The 17,720-nt window shown below is 75.6% G+C and carries 23 protein-coding genes; 8 read left to right on the forward strand and 15 right to left on the reverse strand.

All coding sequences use genetic code 11. The annotated features are described in order from the left end of the window. Positions 1-325: 325 nt before the first annotated feature. The gene (gene phoU / locus AC0IVP_RS18810) at positions 326-988 is read left to right on the forward strand and encodes a phosphate signaling complex protein PhoU (protein ID WP_471758549.1); all 663 of its coding nucleotides are present in this window, start codon (positions 326-328) and stop codon (positions 986-988) included. Positions 989-1,171: 183 nt separating this feature from the next. On the opposite strand, the gene AC0IVP_RS18815 is transcribed toward phoU, so the two are convergent. The 5 genes from AC0IVP_RS18815 to mshA all read right to left on the reverse strand — a co-directional run bounded on the left by AC0IVP_RS18815 (position 1,172) and on the right by mshA (position 4,867). Continuing rightward, entirely contained in the window at positions 1,172-1,927 is a 756-nt protein-coding gene (locus tag AC0IVP_RS18815) for a phosphoglyceromutase (RefSeq protein ID WP_471758551.1), read from the reverse strand. Between the two features lie 20 nt (positions 1,928-1,947). Further along, a complete protein-coding gene (locus tag AC0IVP_RS18820) occupies positions 1,948-2,199 on the reverse strand; it encodes a hypothetical protein (RefSeq protein ID WP_157518919.1) in 252 nt (83 codons plus the stop codon). 82 nt (positions 2,200-2,281) lie between these two features. After that, entirely contained in the window at positions 2,282-2,905 is a 624-nt protein-coding gene (locus AC0IVP_RS18825; RefSeq protein WP_056289452.1) for a hypothetical protein, read from the reverse strand. Between the two features lie 160 nt (positions 2,906-3,065). Continuing rightward, complete coding sequence (locus AC0IVP_RS18830; RefSeq protein WP_056289454.1) at positions 3,066-3,572, reverse strand: type III secretion system chaperone family protein; 507 nt, start codon at positions 3,570-3,572, stop codon at positions 3,066-3,068. Then, positions 3,569-4,867, reverse strand: coding sequence for a D-inositol-3-phosphate glycosyltransferase (gene mshA / locus AC0IVP_RS18835; RefSeq protein ID WP_471758553.1), 1,299 nt, complete (start codon positions 4,865-4,867; stop codon positions 3,569-3,571). Before mshA ends, AC0IVP_RS18830 begins: the two co-directional genes overlap by 4 nt. A 145-nt stretch (positions 4,868-5,012) precedes the next feature. On the opposite strand from mshA, the gene AC0IVP_RS18840 reads away from it, so the two are divergent. Continuing rightward, complete coding sequence (locus AC0IVP_RS18840; RefSeq protein ID WP_471758555.1) at positions 5,013-5,786, forward strand: SDR family oxidoreductase; 774 nt, start codon at positions 5,013-5,015, stop codon at positions 5,784-5,786. A gap of 81 nt (positions 5,787-5,867) precedes the next feature. Here the strand turns inward: AC0IVP_RS18840 and AC0IVP_RS18845 are convergent, their stop codons facing one another. Next, positions 5,868-7,013 carry a UDP-N-acetylmuramate dehydrogenase gene (locus AC0IVP_RS18845; protein ID WP_471758557.1) on the reverse strand — a complete coding sequence of 382 codons (1,146 nt, stop codon included), beginning with the start codon at positions 7,011-7,013 and terminating at the stop codon, positions 5,868-5,870. Between AC0IVP_RS18845 and AC0IVP_RS18850 the strand changes: the two genes are divergently transcribed. Genes AC0IVP_RS18850 through AC0IVP_RS18865 form a run of 4 tightly spaced genes read left to right on the forward strand, consistent with a single transcriptional unit; the run spans position 6,916 to position 9,665 of the window. Next, positions 6,916-7,779: a class I SAM-dependent methyltransferase gene (locus AC0IVP_RS18850; RefSeq protein ID WP_471758559.1), complete on the forward strand. Its 864-nt coding sequence runs from the start codon at positions 6,916-6,918 to the stop codon at positions 7,777-7,779. The genes AC0IVP_RS18845 and AC0IVP_RS18850 overlap by 98 nt on opposite strands. Further along, on the forward strand, positions 7,776-8,546 hold the full coding sequence (locus tag AC0IVP_RS18855) for a maleylpyruvate isomerase family mycothiol-dependent enzyme (protein WP_471758561.1): 771 nt from the start codon (positions 7,776-7,778) through the stop codon (positions 8,544-8,546). The genes AC0IVP_RS18850 and AC0IVP_RS18855 overlap by 4 nt, the downstream gene beginning before the upstream one ends. Before the next feature lies 1 nt (position 8,547). After that, positions 8,548-9,420 (forward strand): spermidine synthase, encoded by an 873-nt coding sequence (locus AC0IVP_RS18860; protein WP_471758563.1) that lies wholly within the window; start codon positions 8,548-8,550, stop codon positions 9,418-9,420. A 56-nt stretch (positions 9,421-9,476) separates the two neighbouring features. Beyond that, positions 9,477-9,665 carry a PspC domain-containing protein gene (locus AC0IVP_RS18865; protein ID WP_056290288.1) on the forward strand — a complete coding sequence of 63 codons (189 nt, stop codon included), beginning with the start codon at positions 9,477-9,479 and terminating at the stop codon, positions 9,663-9,665. A 26-nt stretch (positions 9,666-9,691) separates the two neighbouring features. On the opposite strand, the gene AC0IVP_RS18870 is transcribed toward AC0IVP_RS18865, so the two are convergent. From AC0IVP_RS18870 to AC0IVP_RS18910, 9 genes are all read right to left on the reverse strand, one after another. Further along, the gene (locus AC0IVP_RS18870) at positions 9,692-9,979 is read right to left on the reverse strand and encodes a DUF2516 family protein (protein ID WP_056289465.1); all 288 of its coding nucleotides are present in this window, start codon (positions 9,977-9,979) and stop codon (positions 9,692-9,694) included. Between the two features lie 77 nt (positions 9,980-10,056). Further along, positions 10,057-10,968, reverse strand: a complete 912-nt coding sequence (locus AC0IVP_RS18875) for a hypothetical protein (protein WP_471758565.1) — start codon at positions 10,966-10,968, stop codon at positions 10,057-10,059. Beyond that, a complete protein-coding gene (locus AC0IVP_RS18880; RefSeq protein ID WP_082556485.1) occupies positions 10,968-11,423 on the reverse strand; it encodes a helix-turn-helix domain-containing protein in 456 nt (151 codons plus the stop codon). The genes AC0IVP_RS18875 and AC0IVP_RS18880 overlap by 1 nt, the downstream gene beginning before the upstream one ends. A gap of 64 nt (positions 11,424-11,487) precedes the next feature. Next, positions 11,488-12,453, reverse strand: coding sequence for an asparaginase (locus AC0IVP_RS18885; RefSeq protein ID WP_471758567.1), 966 nt, complete (start codon positions 12,451-12,453; stop codon positions 11,488-11,490). A gap of 2 nt (positions 12,454-12,455) precedes the next feature. Next, entirely contained in the window at positions 12,456-13,034 is a 579-nt protein-coding gene (locus AC0IVP_RS18890; RefSeq protein WP_056289467.1) for an RsiG family protein, read from the reverse strand. Continuing rightward, complete coding sequence (locus tag AC0IVP_RS18895) at positions 13,031-13,930, reverse strand: beta-keto acid cleavage family enzyme (RefSeq protein WP_471758569.1); 900 nt, start codon at positions 13,928-13,930, stop codon at positions 13,031-13,033. Before AC0IVP_RS18895 ends, AC0IVP_RS18890 begins: the two co-directional genes overlap by 4 nt. Beyond that, entirely contained in the window at positions 13,927-15,048 is a 1,122-nt protein-coding gene (ygfZ, locus tag AC0IVP_RS18900) for a CAF17-like 4Fe-4S cluster assembly/insertion protein YgfZ (RefSeq protein ID WP_471758571.1), read from the reverse strand. The genes AC0IVP_RS18895 and ygfZ overlap by 4 nt, the downstream gene beginning before the upstream one ends. A 1-nt stretch (position 15,049) precedes the next feature. Next, on the reverse strand, positions 15,050-15,520 hold the full coding sequence (locus AC0IVP_RS18905) for a Fur family transcriptional regulator (protein WP_056289475.1): 471 nt from the start codon (positions 15,518-15,520) through the stop codon (positions 15,050-15,052). A gap of 9 nt (positions 15,521-15,529) precedes the next feature. After that, positions 15,530-16,495, reverse strand: coding sequence for a hypothetical protein (locus tag AC0IVP_RS18910; RefSeq protein WP_471758573.1), 966 nt, complete (start codon positions 16,493-16,495; stop codon positions 15,530-15,532). A gap of 34 nt (positions 16,496-16,529) precedes the next feature. Between AC0IVP_RS18910 and AC0IVP_RS18915 the strand changes: the two genes are divergently transcribed. Together AC0IVP_RS18915 and AC0IVP_RS18920 are read left to right on the forward strand one after the other, a co-directional pair. After that, a complete protein-coding gene (locus tag AC0IVP_RS18915) occupies positions 16,530-16,733 on the forward strand; it encodes a zinc-ribbon domain-containing protein (protein WP_471758575.1) in 204 nt (67 codons plus the stop codon). A 29-nt stretch (positions 16,734-16,762) separates the two neighbouring features. Then, positions 16,763-17,614, forward strand: a complete 852-nt coding sequence (locus AC0IVP_RS18920; protein ID WP_471758577.1) for an aminotransferase class IV — start codon at positions 16,763-16,765, stop codon at positions 17,612-17,614. Positions 17,615-17,720 lie beyond the last annotated feature (106 nt).

Here is a 17,720-nt window from a genome sequence, read left to right on the forward strand (position 1 = left end):
GGCCGGGGGCGCCCAGGGGCGGGCCCGGGCGACGAGGAGGCCGACGACCCCGCCCGTCACGAGGCCGAGCGCCAGCCACAGCAGCGGGTGCACGCTGCCGATGCTAGGCCCGCCGGGGGCATGGTCCGCCCCGATCCGGGCTCTGGACCCCCCGGATGGGGAGCTGTTCACGGCCGCGTGTCCCGTCGTTCACCTGCAGGGTCCGTCGGCGGGTCGGAACTGTCTCTAGGCTGCTCTGCAGGCGCCAGAGACGCATCCAGACGAGGGTGCGGCCGGCCCGACGACGCAGCGGCACCCCGGGGGGTGCCGTTCCCTGGAGGAAGACGTGCGGGACAGCTACCGCGAAGAACTCGACGACATCAACGCCTGCCTGGTCGACATGACCAACTCGGTCGGGTCGGCGATGAGCAAGGCGACGACGGCACTGCTGGACGCCGACGTGGCGCTGGCCGACCTGGTCATCGCCGGCGACCAGCACATCGACCTGGTGCGGGAGAACGTCGACGAGCGCTGCTTCACCCTGCTGGCCCGCCAGCAGCCGGTGGCCACCGACCTGCGGGCCATCACCACGGCCATGGCCACCGTGCAGGACCTGGAGCGGATGGGCGACCTGGCCCAGCACATCGCCAAGGTCGCGCGGATGCGCTTCCCCGACCACGCCGTCCCGCAGGAGGTGCGCCCGGTCTTCCTGGACATGGGGCACATCGCGGAGAGCCTGGTCGCCAAGGCCGGCACGATCATCGCCAAGCGCGACGTCGAGGCCGCCGTCGAGCTCGAGGCGGACGACGACCTGATGGACCGCAACCACCAGCAGCTGTTCCGCGAGCTGCTGAGCAACGACTGGCCGCACGGCATCGAGTCGGCCATCGACATCACCCTGCTGGGCCGCTACTACGAGCGCTTCGCCGACCACGCGGTCAGCGTCGCCCGTCGCGTCGTCTACCTGGTCACCGGCGAGCGCCCGCTCCCCATCGCCGCCGCCAGCTGACACCCCGCACGACGAGAGGGCCCCGGACTCACCGAGTCCGGGGCCCTCTCGCGTCGTCCCTCCCCGGGCAACGTCCGGTCCCGCGGGTCCACTCCGGGGACCGGACGATGAGCCGGTGCACGACGCGGCTCGAGGTCCGGTCTCCTGGGTCGACCCAGGAGACCGGACGTTGAGCCGGGCGGGCTACTTCTTGCCCTGGGCGGCCACGGCCTTGATGGCCTCGGCGGCGGCGTCGGGGTCCAGGTAGCGGCCACCGGGGGTGGTGGGCTTGAGGTCAGCGTCCAGGTCGTAGCGCAGCGGGACGCCGGTGGGGATGTTGAGGCCGACGACCTCGTCGTCGCCCATGCCGTCCAGGTGCTTCACCAGGGCGCGCAGGCTGTTGCCGTGCGCGGTGACCAGCACGGTCTTGCCGGCGCGCAGGTCCGGCACGATCGCGTCGTACCAGTAGGGCAGCATCCGCACGACGACGTCGGCCAGGCACTCGGTGGCCGGGCGGGCCTCCGGGGGCAGGAAGGCGTAGCGCGGGTCGGCGTCCTGGCTGTACTCGCTGCCGGCGTCGATGGGCGGCGGCGGGGTGGCGTAGCTGCGCCGCCAGGTCATGAACTGCTCCTCGCCGTACTCGGCGAGGGTGGCGGCCTTGTCCTTGCCCTGCAGGGCGCCGTAGTGCCGCTCGTTGAGCCGCCAGGACCGCTTGACCTCGATCCACTGCCGGTCGGCCGCGGCGAGGGCCAGCTCGGCGGTGGTGATGGCGCGCTTGAGCAGCGAGGTGTGCAGCACGTCGGGCCGCAGGCCCTCGGCGACCAGCAGCTCACCGCCGCGGGCGGCCTCGGCGCGGCCCTTCTCCGACAGGGAGACGTCCACCCAGCCGGTGAACAGGTTGGCCTTGTTCCACTCGCTCTCGCCGTGGCGGAGCAGTACCAGGGTGCCGGTCTCAGTCACGGGTCCATCCTGCCCGACGCTCAGCGGGTGAGGGACGGCCAGGCCAGCCACAGCTCGAAGACCCCCGGTGGCACCAGCCCGAGGAGCAGCCAGGGGCTGGTCACCCGGCGGCCGGTGCTCCACCGGACGACGGCGGCGATAGCCACGCACAGCAGCACGGCCAGACCGCCCCACCACAGCGCGTCGACCGGGTCGCGGGTGAGGTACTGGGCCAGGGCGAGCTGCACCGCGCACAGCAGCAGCGGGTAGACCAGCGCGCTGGCGACCACCACCCCGGTCAGCTGGCGGGTGCGCTCCCGCGCAGCCCCGTCCCGTCCCGCATCGTCCCGTCCCCCGGAGACCACGCCGTCCCCGTCAGGGCAGGGTGCCGGCGCGCCAGCGGCGGGCGGAGGCGGCCAGCTGGTCGGCGGTGCGGCCCAGGGCGTGGCCGCCGCGGGTGACCCGGTCGGCGGCGGCGCTGTCGACGTCGTCGAGCTCGTCGGCCAGCGCGGCCCGGCCGCCGGCGACGACCCAGCAGAACGCGGCGGCCCGGTCCAGGGCGACGTCCAGGTCGCCCTCGAAGACCCCGGTGAGGACGGCGTCGGCGAGGTCCCGGACGCCGTCGGGGCCGGGCGGGTCGGCCAGCCCGGCGACGACCTCGCGGGGCAGCACCCGGCCGCGCCCGGCCTCGAACTGGCGGGCCGCGGCGACCGGGTCGCGCTGCACCCAGGCGCGCAGCAGGTACAGCCGCCACAGCGAGCCCGGCAGCGAGACGGCGGGGCTGTCGGCCCACAGCTCGGCGAGCTCGTCGAGGCCCTCGTCGTCGGCCAGGGTGACCAGCCGGCGGGTGACCTCGGGGTCGTCGGTGACCCGGGCCCGGTCGACCAGGGCGTAGGCGACGCCGCGGGCGGCCTCGGCGGTGGCGATCGGGTCGACCTCCCCGGCGAGGTGGTCGCCGAGGGTGGCGCGCAGCAGCGGGCGGCGGGATCGGGCGGCCATCGGTCCTCCTCGTGGGTGACGGCCGCGGATCGGACGACCTCTACCGTTGTACGTGGCCCCAGGGTGCTCCTGCCACCCCCTCAGCTGTGGGGGGACTCGCGCTCCACCGGGTTGCGCCGAGGGCCTCCCGGCCCCCCGGGTCTGGTCATCACGCGTCGGGTCACGACCCGTCGGGGCGGCGCTGCACGAACTCGGCGAAGGCCTCCAGGTTGCGCAGGGACTCCCCGCGCTTGACCCGCCAGTCCCACTCCCGGCGGATGGAGCTGCCGAAGCCGATCTCCAGCATGGTGTTGAAGTGGTCGTCGGCGTAGCTGAGCACCGCGCCCAGCAGCCGGTCGAGCTCCTCGGCGGTGACCGCGGCGTGGCTGAGCCGGCCGGTCAGGTAGACGTCGCCGACGCTGTCGATGGAGTAGGAGACGCCGTACATCCGGGAGTTGTGCTGCAGCAGCCAGGTCCACAGCTGCTCGCGGTTCTCGTCGGGCTGGCGGCAGACGAACGCCTCGACCCGCAGCCCGTGGTCACCGAGGATCAGCCCGCAGACGGTCTTGAGCTTGTTGTGGCCGGGCAGGTCGACCAGGAACCGGCCGCGGGCGGGGTGCTCGAAGACCAGCTCGGCGTCCCGCAGGGTGGCGTCGACGACGGCCTCGAGCTCGTCGAGGGACCTCACCGGGTGACGCCGCTGGCCGACAGCGCCCGGACGGCGTCCCGGACCCGGTCGCGGGGCGAGCGGACCAGCGGGGGCACGGCCATCTCGGCCATGGCCGCCGAGTAGGCGTCCACCAGGGACCCCGCCGTCCGGTCCCAGCTGAACCGGGTGGCGTGCCGGCGCGCCCCGGCGGACAGCAGCTCCCGCTGCTCCACGACCTTGCGGATCGCCGCGGCGTAGTCGGCCGGGTCGTGCCCGTCGACGAGCACGCCGGAGACGCCGTCCTCGACCGCGGTGGGGAGCCCGCCGACGGCGGCGGCGACCACCGGGGTGCCGCAGGCCTGGGCCTCGAGCGCGACCAGGCCGAAGGACTCGTTGTGGCTGGGGACGACGGTGACGTCGGCGGCCCGATAGTGCTCGGCCAGGGAGTCCGGGGCCTGCGGCGGCACGAACCGGACGACGTCGGCGATGCCCAGGGAGACGGCGAGCTCCTGCAGCTGGCGGGGCTCGGCCAGCCCGCTGCCGCTGGGCGCACCGACGACCAGCACCTGCAGCCGCGTCCGGAGGGCGGGCTCGTCGGCGAGCATCCGGGCAGCAGCGTGCAGCAGCACGTCGGGGGCCTTCAGCGGCTGGATCCGGCCGACGAACAGCAGCACCAGCGCGTCGTCGCGGACGCCGACGGCGCGGCGGGCGGCGGCCCGATCGCCCGGGGAGAAGCGGTCCAGGTCCACCCCGGGCGGGACGACGAGGGTGCGCGCCGGGTCGGCGTCGTACCAGCGGACCAGCTGGCGGGCCTCCTCGGCGGTGTTGGCGATCAGCCGGTCGGCCTCGGCCACGACCTGCTCCTCGCCGATGACCCGGGCCCGCGGCTCGGGGCTGTCGCCCTCGGCCAGGGCGGCGTTCTTGACCTTGGCCAGGGTGTGCGCGGAGTGCACCAGCGGCACGCCCCAGCGGTCCCGGGCCAGCCAGCCGACCTGGCCCGAGAGCCAGTAGTGGCTGTGCAGGACGTCGTAGAAGCCGGGCTCGCGCCGGGCCTCCTCCCGCAGCACGGCGGCGGTGAAGGCGCACAGCTGGGCCGGCAGGTCGTCCTTGCCCAGGCCCTCGAACGGGCCGGCGGAGACGTGCCGCACGGTCACGCCGGGGACCATCTCGACCACCGGCGGCAGGTCCGAGGACGTCGCCCGGGTGAACACCTCGACGGCGATGCCTCTGGCGGCCAGCCGGCGGGACACCTCGACGATGTAGACGTTCATGCCCCCGGCGTCACCGGCGCCGGGCTGGTCCAGCGGGCTGGTGTGCACGCTGAGCGTGGCCACGCGACGCGGGAGCAGGGGCTGGCCGGGCCGCGGGGCGGGCCGGAGCGGGCGGCGTGCAGGCACCTGGACCTCCCGCCCGGGCTCGGTACAGCACCCGGACGGGCGCCTGTGTCGACTCACCATCCTGCACCAGCACACTGGGCACATGCCTGCCGAGACCCCCTCCCCGCTCCCCTCGCCCGGCGCCGGCCGGGTCGCCGTCGTCACCGGTGCCTCCAGCGGCATCGGTGCCGCCACCGCGCAGCGACTGGCCGCCGACGGGTTCTCCGTCGTGCTGGGCGCCCGGCGGCTGGACCGGCTGACCGAGCTGGCCGAGCGCATCGGTGGGCGGGCGGTGCAGCTCGACGTCACCTCCGAGGAGTCGGTCGCGGCGTTCGCCGCGGGGCTCGACCGGGTCGACGTGCTGGTCAACAACGCCGGGGGCGCGTTCGACGCGGCCCCGGTCGCCGACGCCGACCTGGACTCCTGGACCCGCAGCTTCGAGGTCAACGTGCTGGGCAGCGTGCGGGTCACCAAGGCGCTGCTGCCGGCGCTGCGCGCCTCGGGCGCCGGGGACGTGCTCTTCGTGGGCTCGACCGCCGGCCTGGTCAGCTACGAGGGCGGGGCCAGCTACACCGCGGCCAAGCACGGCGTGCACACCCTGGCCGGGACGCTGCGCCTGGAGCTGGTGGGCGAGCCGGTCCGGGTCATCGAGATCGCCCCGGGCATGGTCAAGACCGACGAGTTCGCCCTCAACCGCACCGGGGACGCCGACAAGGCGGCCGCCGTCTACGCCGGGGTGCGCGAGCCGCTGGTCGCCGACGACGTCGCCGACTGCATCGCCTGGGCCGTCACCCGCCCGCACCACGTGAACATCGACCTGATGGTCGTGCGCCCGCGCGCCCAGGCCGCCCAGCACAAGGTCGCCCGGGAGGCCTGACCCCGCGGTGGCATGGGATCCCCCGCATAACGCAGGAGCGCTCAGCCGTATGCGGGGGATCCCATGCCCGGGCGGCCGGGCTCAGCCGGGGCGGACGGCGGTGGGCTCGGGGACCAGGGTGACCCCGAAGCGGTCCCGGACGGCGTCGACGACGCGGCCCGCGAAGGCCAGCAGCTCCTCGGCCGTGGCGCCGGGCTCGGTGGTGAGCGCCAGGCTGTGCCGGGACGACGTCCCGACGTGGCCGGAGCGGGTGCCACGGCCGAACCCGGCGTGCTGGACGAGCCAGGCGGCGGACAGCTTGACGTCGTCCCCGGCGGGCCAGCTGGGGCAGCCCTCGACGGCCATCGAGGCCGGGACGACGGGGTTGGTGAAGAAGGAGCCCGCGCTGCGGGAGTCGGGGTCGGCCGGGTCCAGCACCATGCCCTTGCCGCGGCGCAGCTCCAGGACGGCGGCCCGGACGTCGGCCAGCGGCGCCCGCTCCCCGACCTCCACGCCCAGCCGGCGGGCCAGCTCGGCGTAGCCCACCGGCATCGACAGCGCGCTGTCGGTGAGCCCGAAGGTCACGGTGAGGACGACGAACACCCCGGGGTGCTGCTTGAGGGCACTGTCCCGGTAGCCGAAGCCGCACTCGGCGGGGGTCAGGGTGCGCTCGGTGCCGTCCCGGCGGTCCAGCACCCGGACGGCGGTGATGGTCTGGGCGACCTCCTGGCCGTAGGCGCCGACGTTCTGCACCGGGGTGGCGCCGGTGCTGCCCGGGATGCCGGACAGCGCCTCGATGCCGGCCAGCTGCTCGGTGACGGTGTGCGCGACCAGGTCGTCCCAGGGCTCACCGGCCTGCACCTGCAGGGAGTCCCCGGTGCGCACCACGCCCCGCGACCGGACGGCGACGACGGTGCCGGGCCAGCCGGCGTCGGGGGCCACGACGTTGGAGCCACCGCCGAGCACCAGCAGCGGCCGGCCGGCGGCGTCGGCCTCGCGGACGGCGTCGGCGAGCTCGGCGGCGTCGGTGACCTCGACGAGCCGGTCGACCGGTCCCCCGACCCGCAGGGTGGTCAGCTCGGACAACGGGACACCGGTGAGCGACTGCACGCCGACCACGGTAGCCACCACGCGACTACTCTCCCGCCAGGTGAGGGACAGCGACCACACCCGCAAGGCGGTGCTTCCCCCGGCCCGCAAGCAGCCACGGCTGGCAGCCGGCCGGGCGCGGGCCCTGGGCCTGCCCACCCGCGGGACGACGAACGCGAACCGGCTGCGCCGGGTGGACCGCTGGCTGGTGGCCACCCAGGTGCCCCGGCTGCGGGACGCGGCCCGCCCGCTGGTCGTGGACCTGGGCTACGGCGCGTCCGCGGTGACCACCTTGGAGCTGGTGGACCGGCTGGCCGACGAGGTGGACGGCCTGGAGGTCGTCGGGCTGGAGATCGACCCGGAGCGGGTGGCCGCGGTGGCCGCCGACCGGGACCCGCCGCGGGTGGACTTCCGGGTGGGCGGGTTCGAGCTGGCGGGGCTGAGCCCGGTGCTGGTGCGCGCGTTCAACGTGCTCCGGCAGTACGACGAGGAGTCCGCGGCGCGGGCCTGGCAGACGATGTGTGCGGCGCTGGGGCCGGGCGGGCTGCTGGTCGAGGGCACCTGCGACGAGTGGGGACGGCGGGCGACCTGGGTGGCGCTGGACGACTCCGGCCCGCTGACGCTGACCCTGGCCGCCCGGGCCTCGGACATCGAGCGACCCTCGGACCTGGCCGAGCGGCTGCCCAAGTCGCTGATCCACCACAACGTGCCCGGCCAGCCGGTGCACGCGTTCCTGCAGGCCTTCGACGCGGCCTGGGCCTCGGCGGCCGGGCTGTCGACGTTCGGCCCCCGGCAGCGCTGGGTGGGCGCGGTCGAGGGGCTGGCCGCGCAGGGCTGGCCGCTGGTCGGCTCGAGCCGGCGCTGGCGGCACGGCGAGATGACGGTCCGCTGGTCCGCCGTGGCGCCGGTGGGAGCGCCGTCGTGAGCGCTGTCGTGGGCGATGTCGTGGGCGATGTCCCGCTCCACCGGCTGGTGGACGCCGTCGTCGCCGACGGCGAGCGGTTCGGCGTCGTGGCGGAGCTGCTGGACACCGGCCGGACACCGGTGCAGGGCGGTCTCGACGTCACCGTGCCGTGGGTGCCGGACTGGACCGCCCGGGACCTCGTCGTCCACCTGGGCACCGTGCACCGCTGGGTCACCGGCATCCTGCGCAGTCCGGACACCACTCCCCCGCCGGCGCCCCGCTTCCCGCCGCACGAGGACCTGCACGGCTGGTTCGCCCTGGGCCTCACCGAGCTGGTGGCCACGCTGCGCACCACCGACCCGGTGAAGCCGACCTGGCACATGAGCCCGGCCGCCGACACCGCCGGGCACTGGGTGCACCGGCAGGCCAGCGAGCACCTGGTGCACCGACTGGACCTGGAGACCGCCGCCGGCCTCGACCACTCCCCGGTCGACCCCGCCCTGGCCGCCGACGGGGTGGCCGAGCTGCTGGGCGTCGTCCTCCCGCGGTGGGCGCACACCGAGCCGCTGCTCACCGCCCGCGCGCACGTCCTGGTCCGCGCCACCGACCTGGACACCAGCTGGGACGTCGGCCTGCGCGACGGCGCGGTCACGGTGGGGACGTCGGCCGAGCCGGACGCCGTGCTGTCGGGCACCGCCGAGCAGCTGCTGCGCCGGCTGTGGGGCCGCCCCGCCGAGGTCGAGGTCAGCGGCGACGCGACCTCCGAGACCCTGCTGCGGGGGCGCTGAGGTGGCCCGCCGCGAGCGCAAGGCTCCGCCGTTGGAGCACCCGGAGCTGCCCGGTCCCACGCAGACCGCGGGCGGGACGGCGGAGATCCTGGGCGACGCCGACCGGGAGCGCTCCTACGTGCTGATGCTCGACGGCGTCCCGCAGTCCCACGTGGACCTCGACGACCCGGCACACCTGGAGTTCGAGTACGTCCGCCGGATGGGCCACGTGCTGGACCTGCACGGCGAGGACGGCGCGGCACTGGACGTCGTGCACCTGGGCGGCGGCGCGCTGACCCTGGCCCGCTACGTGGCAGTCACCCGGCCGGGCTCCCGGCAGCGGGTGGTGGAGCTGGACGAGCCGCTGACCGACCTGGTGCGCAGCACCCTGCCGCTGCCCCGCGGGGCCCGCGTGCGGGTGCGGGCCGCCGATGCCCGGGCCGGCCTGGAGGCGCTGCCCGACGCGAGCGCCGACGTCGTCCTGGTGGACGTGTTCGCGGGGGCCCGCACGCCGGCGCACCTGACCTCGACGGCGTTCGCCGCGCAGGTGGCCCGGGTGCTGCGCCCGGGCGGGGTGACGGCCTGGAACGTCTCCGACGGCCCGCCACTGCGCTTCCTGCGCACCCAGGCGGCGACGCTGTCCGCGGTCTTCGGGCACGTGCTGCTCATCGCCGAACCCGGCACGTTGCGCGGGCGCCGCTACGGCAACACGGTCGCCGTCGCCTCCGACGTCGAGCTCCCGGTCGCCGGGCTCACCCGGCGTACGGCCGGCGACCCGATGCCGGCCCGGGTGGTGGCCGGTGCGGACCTGACCGCGTTCGTGGGCACCGCCCTGCCGGTCGACGACGCGACCGCCGTGCCCTCCCCCGAGCCCCCGGCCGGCGTCTTCGGCTGAGGCGTGCGGGGCCGCTCCCCGGGCGATGCCCAGGTCAGCGCCTTACGGTGTACGGCATGACCTCTCCCGCACGCTTCGCCCGCGACACCAACAACAAGGTCATCGCCGGGGTCTGCTCGGGCCTGGCCCGCCGCTTCGGCATCTCGCGCACCGCGCTGCGCATCGCGGCCGTGGTGTCCTGCATCCTGCCCGGCCCGCAGTTCATCGCCTACATCGTGCTGTGGATCTTCATGCCCAAGGGCTGAGCCCCCGGCAGGTCAGCAGCGGCTGGTCACCAGCTGCTGTTGCCCTGCTGCAGGCCGCGCAGCGCCGGCCGGACGTCGACCAGGTAGACGATGATCGCGATGATCGCCGGCAGGCCCAGGAAGCTGATCGGGCCCAGGTAGAACGCGGCCAGGGTGGCGATGACGGTGATGGCCACCCAGGCGGGCTTGCTGAGCTTGCCGGCCGCGACGTACCCGTCGGCCGGGCGGATCAGCGCGTCGACGACGGCCCACGCCCCCAGCGCCAGCACGGCGTAGGTGATGACCGCGAACAGGGTCGAGTCGAAGCCGGGCATGCGCCCAGGTTACCCACGCAGGACGCCGCAGGGCCCGGAGCGAGACGCTCCGGGCCCTGCGGTGTCGTGCGGGTGGGTCAGCTGTCCGAGGACGGCGCGGTGCTGGTGGCGGCCGGGGCGTTGCTGCTGGCCGACGGGGCGCTGCTGCTGGCCGAGGGCGCGGTGGCCTTGCGGGCCGGGGCGCGCTTGGCGGCGGCCTTGCGGGCCGGGGACTTGCGGGCGGGCTTGGCCGGCACGTCCTCCGGGGTGGGGGCGGCGGCCGAGCGGACGGTGCGCTTGGTCGACCGGGCCTGGTCGGCGGCCTCGGTCTTGGTCTCCTCGACCGCGGCGTCGGTGTCGGACTTGGCCTTCTGCGCGACCGAGGTGACCTTGGCGGCGGCCTTGTCTGCCTTGGACGAGGCCTTCTGCGCGACCGAGGTGATCTCGTCGGAGGCCTGGGCCACGGCGTCGTCGGTGCTGTCCAGCACGTCCTCGAGGGCGTCCTCGACGGTGTCCACGGCGCGCTCGGTGCGGCGCACGACGGAGCGGAACGCGGGCTGGCGGCGCAGGTCCTCGATGACCTCCTCGCCGCGGGCGGCCAGCCCGGACAGCGTGCTCACGGCCTGGTCGCGGACGGTGCCGGCGACGCCGGAGACGGTGCCCCGGACGGTCTCGGGACGGGCGGCGGACGACGCGCGGTCGGCGGCGACCTCGGCGCGGCTGCGGGCCTCGCCCACGGCGCGGGAGGCCTTGTCGCGGGCGGCCTCGGCCCGGGTGCGGACCTCCTTGGCGGCCAGGTCGGCCTGGACCTGGGCCTCGCCGGGCAGCGCCTCGGCCTTGGAGCGCAGCACGCCGACGGCGGACAGCGCGCGCTCGACGACGACGTCGCCGGCGCCGATGGCGGCCAGCACGCCGGTCTTGCCGGTCTCCACGAGGCTGCCGGCGACCTTGCGGCCCTCGGACACGGCGGCCTCGCCGTAGCTCTTCACGGTCTCGGTGGGCTTGCTCATCAGGACTCCTGGGGGGTGGTGGGGGCGGGGGACGCCGGGAGGACGGCCAGCTGCTCGTACATCTCCAGCAGCAGCGTCTTGTGCCGCTCGCTCAACGCCGGGTCCGATCGGATCGCCGCGACCGTGTCCGGGGTGCCGGAGCGACGGTCGAGGATGCCGGCCTGCTCGTAGAGCGTCTCGGCGGAGATCTTCAGGCCCCGGGCGATCTGGGCCAGGATCTCCGCCGACGGCTTGCGCAGTCCCCGCTCCACCTGGGAGAGGTAGGGGTTGCTGACCCCGGCGGTGCGGGCCAGCTCGCGCAACGACACCTGGGCGGCGTTGCGCTGGGTGCGGATGAAGTCGCCGACCTGCGAGCTGACCGCGGTGGACACCGTGGTCGCCTCGGCAGCAGCGGACGCGGCAGCACTGGTCACGCTCTCGCGGACCGTGCTGACGATCTCCGACGGGTTCTGCACGTCCCTGACCCTAGGCCCGGGTGCTAGCTCCTGCAAGCGGGGGGCTAGCAGCGTGAGGAAGACCTCACCGCAGGACGTCGGCCGCCCGGACCTCGCCCACGGCGCCGTCCCCACCGCTGACCGGGGTGACCGCCCACCGGGCCACCGCGTCCGCGGCGACCCCGATGCGCGGCAGCGCCGCGCACAGCGCGGGCATCCGCCCGCGGTCCCCGCCGTCGTCGAGCTTGAGTGCCACCGCACCGCCACCGGGGTGGGCGGCCACGTGCACGCCGTCGGCCCCGCCCTTGACCAGCAGGCCGGGGACGGCGTCCATCAGCAGCGTGTCGTCCCGGCCGGTGCCGGCGACCAGCCACGGGTGGGCACGCATCGCGTCGGCGACGGAGCGGTCCCGGCTCCCCTCGGGGGCCTGCACCAGCGACAACACGCCACGGGCCAGCGCCGTCACCGACAGCGCGTGCTGGGGTGCCCCGCACCCGTCGACGACGACGGCGCTGACCGGCTCGCCGCCGGCCTCGCCCAATCGCGCCTGGATCGCCTGCTGCAGCGGGTGCCCGGGGTCCAGGTAGCCGCGGGTGGGCCAGCCGGCGGCCACACAGGCCGACAGCATCGCCGCGTGCTTGCCCGAGCAGTTCATCGCCGCACGTCGGGGCGTGGTGCCGGCCGCCGTCCACAGCGCCTTCTGGTGCTCGTCGGAGGGCAGCGCGGGCGGGCAGCCCAGGTCGTCCTCGGTCAGCCCGACGGCGGCCAGCATCGCCAGCGCCAGCTCGACGTGGCCGGGCTCCCCGGAGTGCGAGCCTGCGCCGATGGCCAGCTCCTGCGCCGAGCGCGGCGCCCAGCCCGCGGCCAGCAGTGCGGTGGCCTGCACCGGCTTGTTCGACGAGCGGGGCAGCGTCGGGGTGTCCACGGCGCCGACCGCGAGGGTCACCGCACCGTCGGCGTCCAGCACGACCAGCGAGCCGCGGTGCACCGACTCCAGGAAGCCCGAGCGGACGACCTCGACCAGGACCGGGTTGTCGGGGTAGCTCTGCACGGCTAGTGGCGGCCCTCGGCGGCGAGCAGCTGCGCGACGTCGGCCTCGCCGTCCCGGTAGCGGCGGCCGAGCTCACCGGCCAGGCCGTCCATGACCTTCTGCACGCCACGGCGGCGCTCGGAGAGCCCGCGCTCGCCGGCGGCCAGCGCGCGGGCGGCGGTCTCCAGCTGGTCGTCGGGCAGGTCGCCGACGTCGGAGAGGTCGACCCCGGGGGCCAGGGAGTTCACCCAGTGCTCGTGGTCGGCGGGCGAGCTGGGCTGCACGGTCTGGTGCCGGCCCAGGCCGTGGGCGGGGCCGCGGCCCTTCTCGGACAGGATCTCGGGCAGCAGGTCGACCAGCGACCGGCCGTCGTGCTCGGCGCGGCGCTGCAGCTCGCGGCGGACGATGTCCAGCCGGCCCTGCAGCAGGCGGCGGGTGTAGGACAGGTCGACCTCGGACTGCTCGGCCTGCCGGCGCAGCCCGCGGACCTCGCCCATCGTGCGGGTCTCGACGCCCTCCAGGAAGGCCGGGTCGAGCAGCGCGTCGACCGCGGACCCGCCGGCCTTGCCGGCGGTGGGGTGGTCGGTCGGGGACTCGGTCACGGGGTTGCCTCCTGGGCTGCGGTCGGGCGGGGTGCCGGCTCGGCGGGGGCTGGCTGACGGGGCGTGATGCCCAGCATCTCGCGGGCCTGGGTGGTGGACAGGGCGGGGCGCTGGGCGATCCGGGCGAGCCCGGCCGCGCGGGCGACGAGCTGCACGTTGTCACGGACCGGCTCGCCGGGGGCGTAGGTGAGCGTGTCCTCCATGCCGACCCGCAGGTGCCCGCCGGCGGACAGCGCGGCCAGCATGACCGGCAGCGACGTGCGGCCCACGCCGGTGGCGGCGAAGGTCCAGGTCGGGTCGATCTCGGGCAGGCAGGCGGCCAGCGCGCGGGTGGTGCCGGGCATCCCGCCGGGCACGCCCATGACCAGGTCGACGTGCACGTGGCCGCCGTGCGGCAGGCCGTGCCGGTCCAGCAGGCGGCGCAGGGTGGCCAGGTGGCCCAGGTCGAAGGCCTCGTACTCGGGGACGATGCCGCGGGCCTGCATCTGGGTGTGCAGCTCGACGATCAGGTCCCAGGGGTTGCTGAACACGTCGCGGCCGAAGTTGACGGTGCCCAGCGACAGGGACGCGGCGTCCGGCTCGGCGTCGAGCACCGCGACCCGGTCGGGCAGCGGGTCGGTGACGGCGCCGCCGGAGGACAGCTGCACCACCAGGTCGGTGGACTCCCGGACGGCGGCGACCACCTCGCGGACCCGGGCGAGGTCCAACGTCGGGCGGGTGTCGGTGCCGCGGACGTGCAGGTGCACGACGGCGGCGCCGACCGCCTGGCAGTCCCGGGCCGTGGCCACGACCTCCTCGAGCGTCACCGGCAGCGCGGGGACGTCGGCCTTGGCCGACTCGGCGCCGGTGGGCGCGAGGGTGATCAGCGTGCCGGCGGTCGGGACTGCTGCGCTCACCGGCCGATCGTCGCAGACCGCACGGCCCGCACGCGCTCGCGGGCGGCCGCCACGGCCTCGTCGGTCTCCACGGTCAGGTCGTCGGTGTCGACGACGGCCACGCTGGGCCCCACGCGCAGCTCGACCGCTGTGCCGGTGGCGAGCTTCTCCAGCACCGAGGACTTCACCAGCGCCAGGCCGACGACGCCGAGCTCGTGGTGCCGGACGACGGTGCCGACCCGGCCGACCTCCTTGGTGCCCGACAGCACCGGCGTGCCGGCCGCGGGCAGGTGCTCCTCCATGCCGTCCAGGTGCACGAGCACCAGGCGGCGCGGGGGCCGGCCCAGGTTGTGCACCCGGGCGACGGTCTCCTGGCCGCGGTAGCAGCCCTTCTCCAGGTGTACGGCGGTGCGCAGCCACGGCGTCTCGTTGGGGATGGTGCGGTGGTCGCTGTCCACGCCAGGACGGGGACGGCGGGCCTCGACGCCCAGCGCGGTGAGCGCGTCGACGCCGGCCAGGGTGGCGCCGGCGGCCAGCAGCGCGTCGGCGCGGGCCGCCAGCTCGGCCCGCGGGACCAGCAGGTCGACCACGGCGGCGGAGCCGTCGCCCAGCGGGCTGGAGCGGCGGGCCCAGCCACTGCCCTCCAGCGGCAGGACCTGGTCCACGGCAGCCGGGACGGGCAGCCCGGCAGCGGTCAGGACGTCGTCCCCGCGGGGACCGACGAGGGTCAGCAGCGCCCAGTCCGGCGTCACCAAGGCGGGCTCGACGCGCAGCATGAACCGCATCCGGTCCAGCCAGGTGACCAGCGCGGCGCCGGCGCCGGGCTCGGTGTCGCCCCAGGTGGTGCCGCCGGTCTCGGCGAGCGCGACGTGGTGCTCGACGTGGCCCTGCGGGCTGAGCACGAGGGCCTCGGTGGCGGTGCCGTCGGCGAGGGCGTCCAGGTGCTGGGAGAGCAGGCTGTGCAGCCAGCTCAGCCGGTCGGCACCGGGGACGACGAGGACGTCGCGGTCGCTGCGGTCGACGAGGACGGCGGCCTCGGCGGCGCGGCGCTGCTCGGGCAGCGGCTCGCCGTAGTGCGCGGCGACGGCGCCGCCCTCGACGGCGACGGCGCCCGGGCGGTCGAGCAGGGGGGAACGCATGTCAGGACTCCTCCGGGGCCTCGGCGTCTCGGCAGTCCCGGCAGGTGCCGGACAGCGCCACGTGGCCCACGTCCAACGTGAAACCCAGATCGGCGCCCAGACGTTCCGCGACGCCGTCCATCAGCCGGGGGTCGACGGAGTCGATCCGGCCGCAGGTGGCGCACACGACGTGCAGGTGGGGGTGTTCGGCGGCGTGGTAGACCGGCGCGCCCTTGCCGAGGTGGGTGTGCCAGACCAGGCCCAGCTTCTCCAGCAGCTCCAGGTTCCGGTACACCGTCGAGGTGTCCGGGGCGGCGCCGCCGGGACCGGCCTGCTCCTTGAGCCAGGAGCTGATCTCCTCGGGCGTGCCGTGCTCCAGGGCGCCGACGGCGGCCAGCACGCGCTGGCGCTGGGTGGTCAGCCGCAGGCCGCGCGCCTTGAGCTGCGCGGCCAGTGCCGGCGGCGTCGCGGGCTCGTGGGCGTGGTCGGTCACGGGTCGAGCCTAGGCCCGGTCCCACCGGTCCAGGAACCGTCGAGCACCGAGGGTGAGCCAGCGCGAGGGCTCCCCCTGGGGCACGTCGACCGGGAACCAGACGGCCCCGGGCTGCACCGGCCCCTGCAGCCAACGGCCGTCGGGCTGCCGACCGGCGCGCAGCAGCTCGACGGCCTCGGCGGCGCGGGGGTCCGGTGCGGTCCCGTCGTGCAGGCCCGCGGAGCGCAGGTGGTCCAGCGCCCGCAGCACGTCGTAGCGCCACCGGGACGGCGCGGTCGGGGGCACCAGGCAGGGCGCCAGCGGCTCACCGGTGGACAGCCGGCGGGTCAGCCGCCGCTCCAGCAGGTGCTCCTCGCCGCGGTGCCGGGCCGCGCGCAGCTCGTCGCTGCCGCCGGTGGCGACCTCGTGGGCGAGCAGTCCGCGGACGGCGTTGAGTGTGGAGTGCACCGAGGACCGGGTGGACCCCTCCACCCACTCGCAGTTCCACCCGCCGTCGCCGAGCTGGTGCTCGGGGAACCAGCGGGCCAGGGCCTCGACGTCGGCGCCGAGCCAGACGCCGGAGGCCAGGGTGTTGGCGTTGATGCAGACATCGGTCTCCCCGCCCCAGTAGGGCAGGTCCTCGTACTCCCAGCGGCAGTGCTCGGCCAGCCGGTCCGCGGTGTCACCGAGGGCAGCGGGGTCGCAGCCCCAGTCGCGGAGGGCGGCCAGCGACCAGGTGGTCGCCGTCCACGGCTGGCCCTCGTCGTCGTCGGCGGGCCACTGCACCTCACCGCCCACGCGGGGGAAGAAGGCACCGCCGGCCCACTGGCCGTCCGGGTCCTGCAGCGCCAGCAGTCGGGCGCCCCAGCCCTCGGTGGCGACCCGGGCCCGGGTGGCCCGCCAGACCTCCCCGGGCGCGCCCACGAGGTCCCGTTCGACCTGCCAGCGCAGGGCCGGGTCGCTGTCTGCGAGCCAGGTGAGGACGTCGTCCGCCATGCCGGGACGGTAGTGCGCTCCTAGGGTCTGGGGCGTGTTCTTCTTCTTCGGGTACGGCAGCAAGCAGAAGGACCTCGGTCCCGGCTCGACGCGCACCTGCCCGCGCTGCAACAACACGACGACCTGGGCGCGGGTGAAGCGCTACAAGCAGTTCACGGTGTTCTTCGTGCCCGTGCTGCGGTGGGGCCGGCAGCAGGCGGAGGTCTGCACGATCTGCGGGACCACGGTCGCCGTCTGAGCGTCGGTGCCGTGCGGCAGGCTGGGCCCGTGACGGACGACGTGCGTGCGGTGGCGGTCTGGCGGGACGGGTCCGCGGTGCGGGTGCCCGCCGACGAGCCGGTGGTGACGGCGTTCGACACCGGGCTGGCCCGCGGCGACGGCGTCTTCGAGTCGGTGCTGGTCGTCGGGGGACGCACCCCGTACCTGGCCGACCACCTGGCCCGGCTGCACCGCTCGGCGGCGTTGCTCGACCTGCCCGAGGTGGGCGACGACGTCTGGGGCGCCCTGGTCGCAGCCGCGACCGACGGCTGGCCGGCCGACGTCGAGGGCGCCTGCCGGCTGTTCCTGACCCGCGGCCTCGGCGAGGGTGCCGCGCCGACCTGCCTGGCCCTGCTGGCGCCGGTGCCCGCGGAGACGCTGCGCCAGCGGACCGCCGGCATCGCCGTGGTGGCCCTGACCCTGGGTGTGGCCGCGGACGTGCGCGCGGTGTCCCCGTGGCTGCTCGGCGGGGCGAAGACGCTGTCCTACGCGGTCAACATGGCCGCCGGCCGGTACGCGCACTCCGTCGGTGCCGACGACGTCGTCTTCACCTCGGTCGAGGGCCGGTTGCTGGAGGGCCCGACGTCGACCGTCGTCTGGGCGTCCGGCGGCACGCTGCACACCCCGCCGCTGGACACCGGCATCCTCGCCGGCACCACCCAGGCCCGGCTGTTCACCCGCGCCGCCCCCGACGGCTGGGCCACAGCCGTCACCCCTGGGACGGTCGCCGACCTGCACGCCGCCGACGCCGTCTGGCTGCTCTCGGGCATCCGCGGAGCGGCGCCGGTGACGTCGCTGGACGGCATCGCCCGCGGGGACGCGGGACTGACCTCGAGGGTGCAGGAGCTGCTGGCCCGCTGAGTCGGACGGTCGACCACCACCAGCGGGCTCCTCCTCCGGCGGGGTCGGAGGGGTCGCGGGTTCCCGGTCGACCGGCCATGATCATCCGGATTGCCGACCGGAGGAG

The sequence above is a fragment of the Klenkia sp. AC732 genome (assembly GCF_979256525.1).

Coding starts and splice junctions, on each gene's coding strand:
- AC0IVP_RS18825 (WP_056289452.1), bottom strand. CDS start 2,905: ATGGCCGCCCGATCCCGCCGCCCGCTGCTGCGCGCCACCCTCGGCGAC.
- AC0IVP_RS18840 (WP_471758555.1), top strand. CDS start 5,013: ATGCCTGCCGAGACCCCCTCCCCGCTCCCCTCGCCCGGCGCCGGCCGG.
- AC0IVP_RS18865 (WP_056290288.1), top strand. CDS start 9,477: ATGACCTCTCCCGCACGCTTCGCCCGCGACACCAACAACAAGGTCATC.
- AC0IVP_RS18870 (WP_056289465.1), bottom strand. CDS start 9,979: ATGCCCGGCTTCGACTCGACCCTGTTCGCGGTCATCACCTACGCCGTG.
- AC0IVP_RS18875 (WP_471758565.1), bottom strand. CDS start 10,968: ATGAGCAAGCCCACCGAGACCGTGAAGAGCTACGGCGAGGCCGCCGTG.
- ygfZ (WP_471758571.1), bottom strand. CDS start 15,048: ATGCGTTCCCCCCTGCTCGACCGCCCGGGCGCCGTCGCCGTCGAGGGC.
- AC0IVP_RS18910 (WP_471758573.1), bottom strand. CDS start 16,495: ATGGCGGACGACGTCCTCACCTGGCTCGCAGACAGCGACCCGGCCCTG.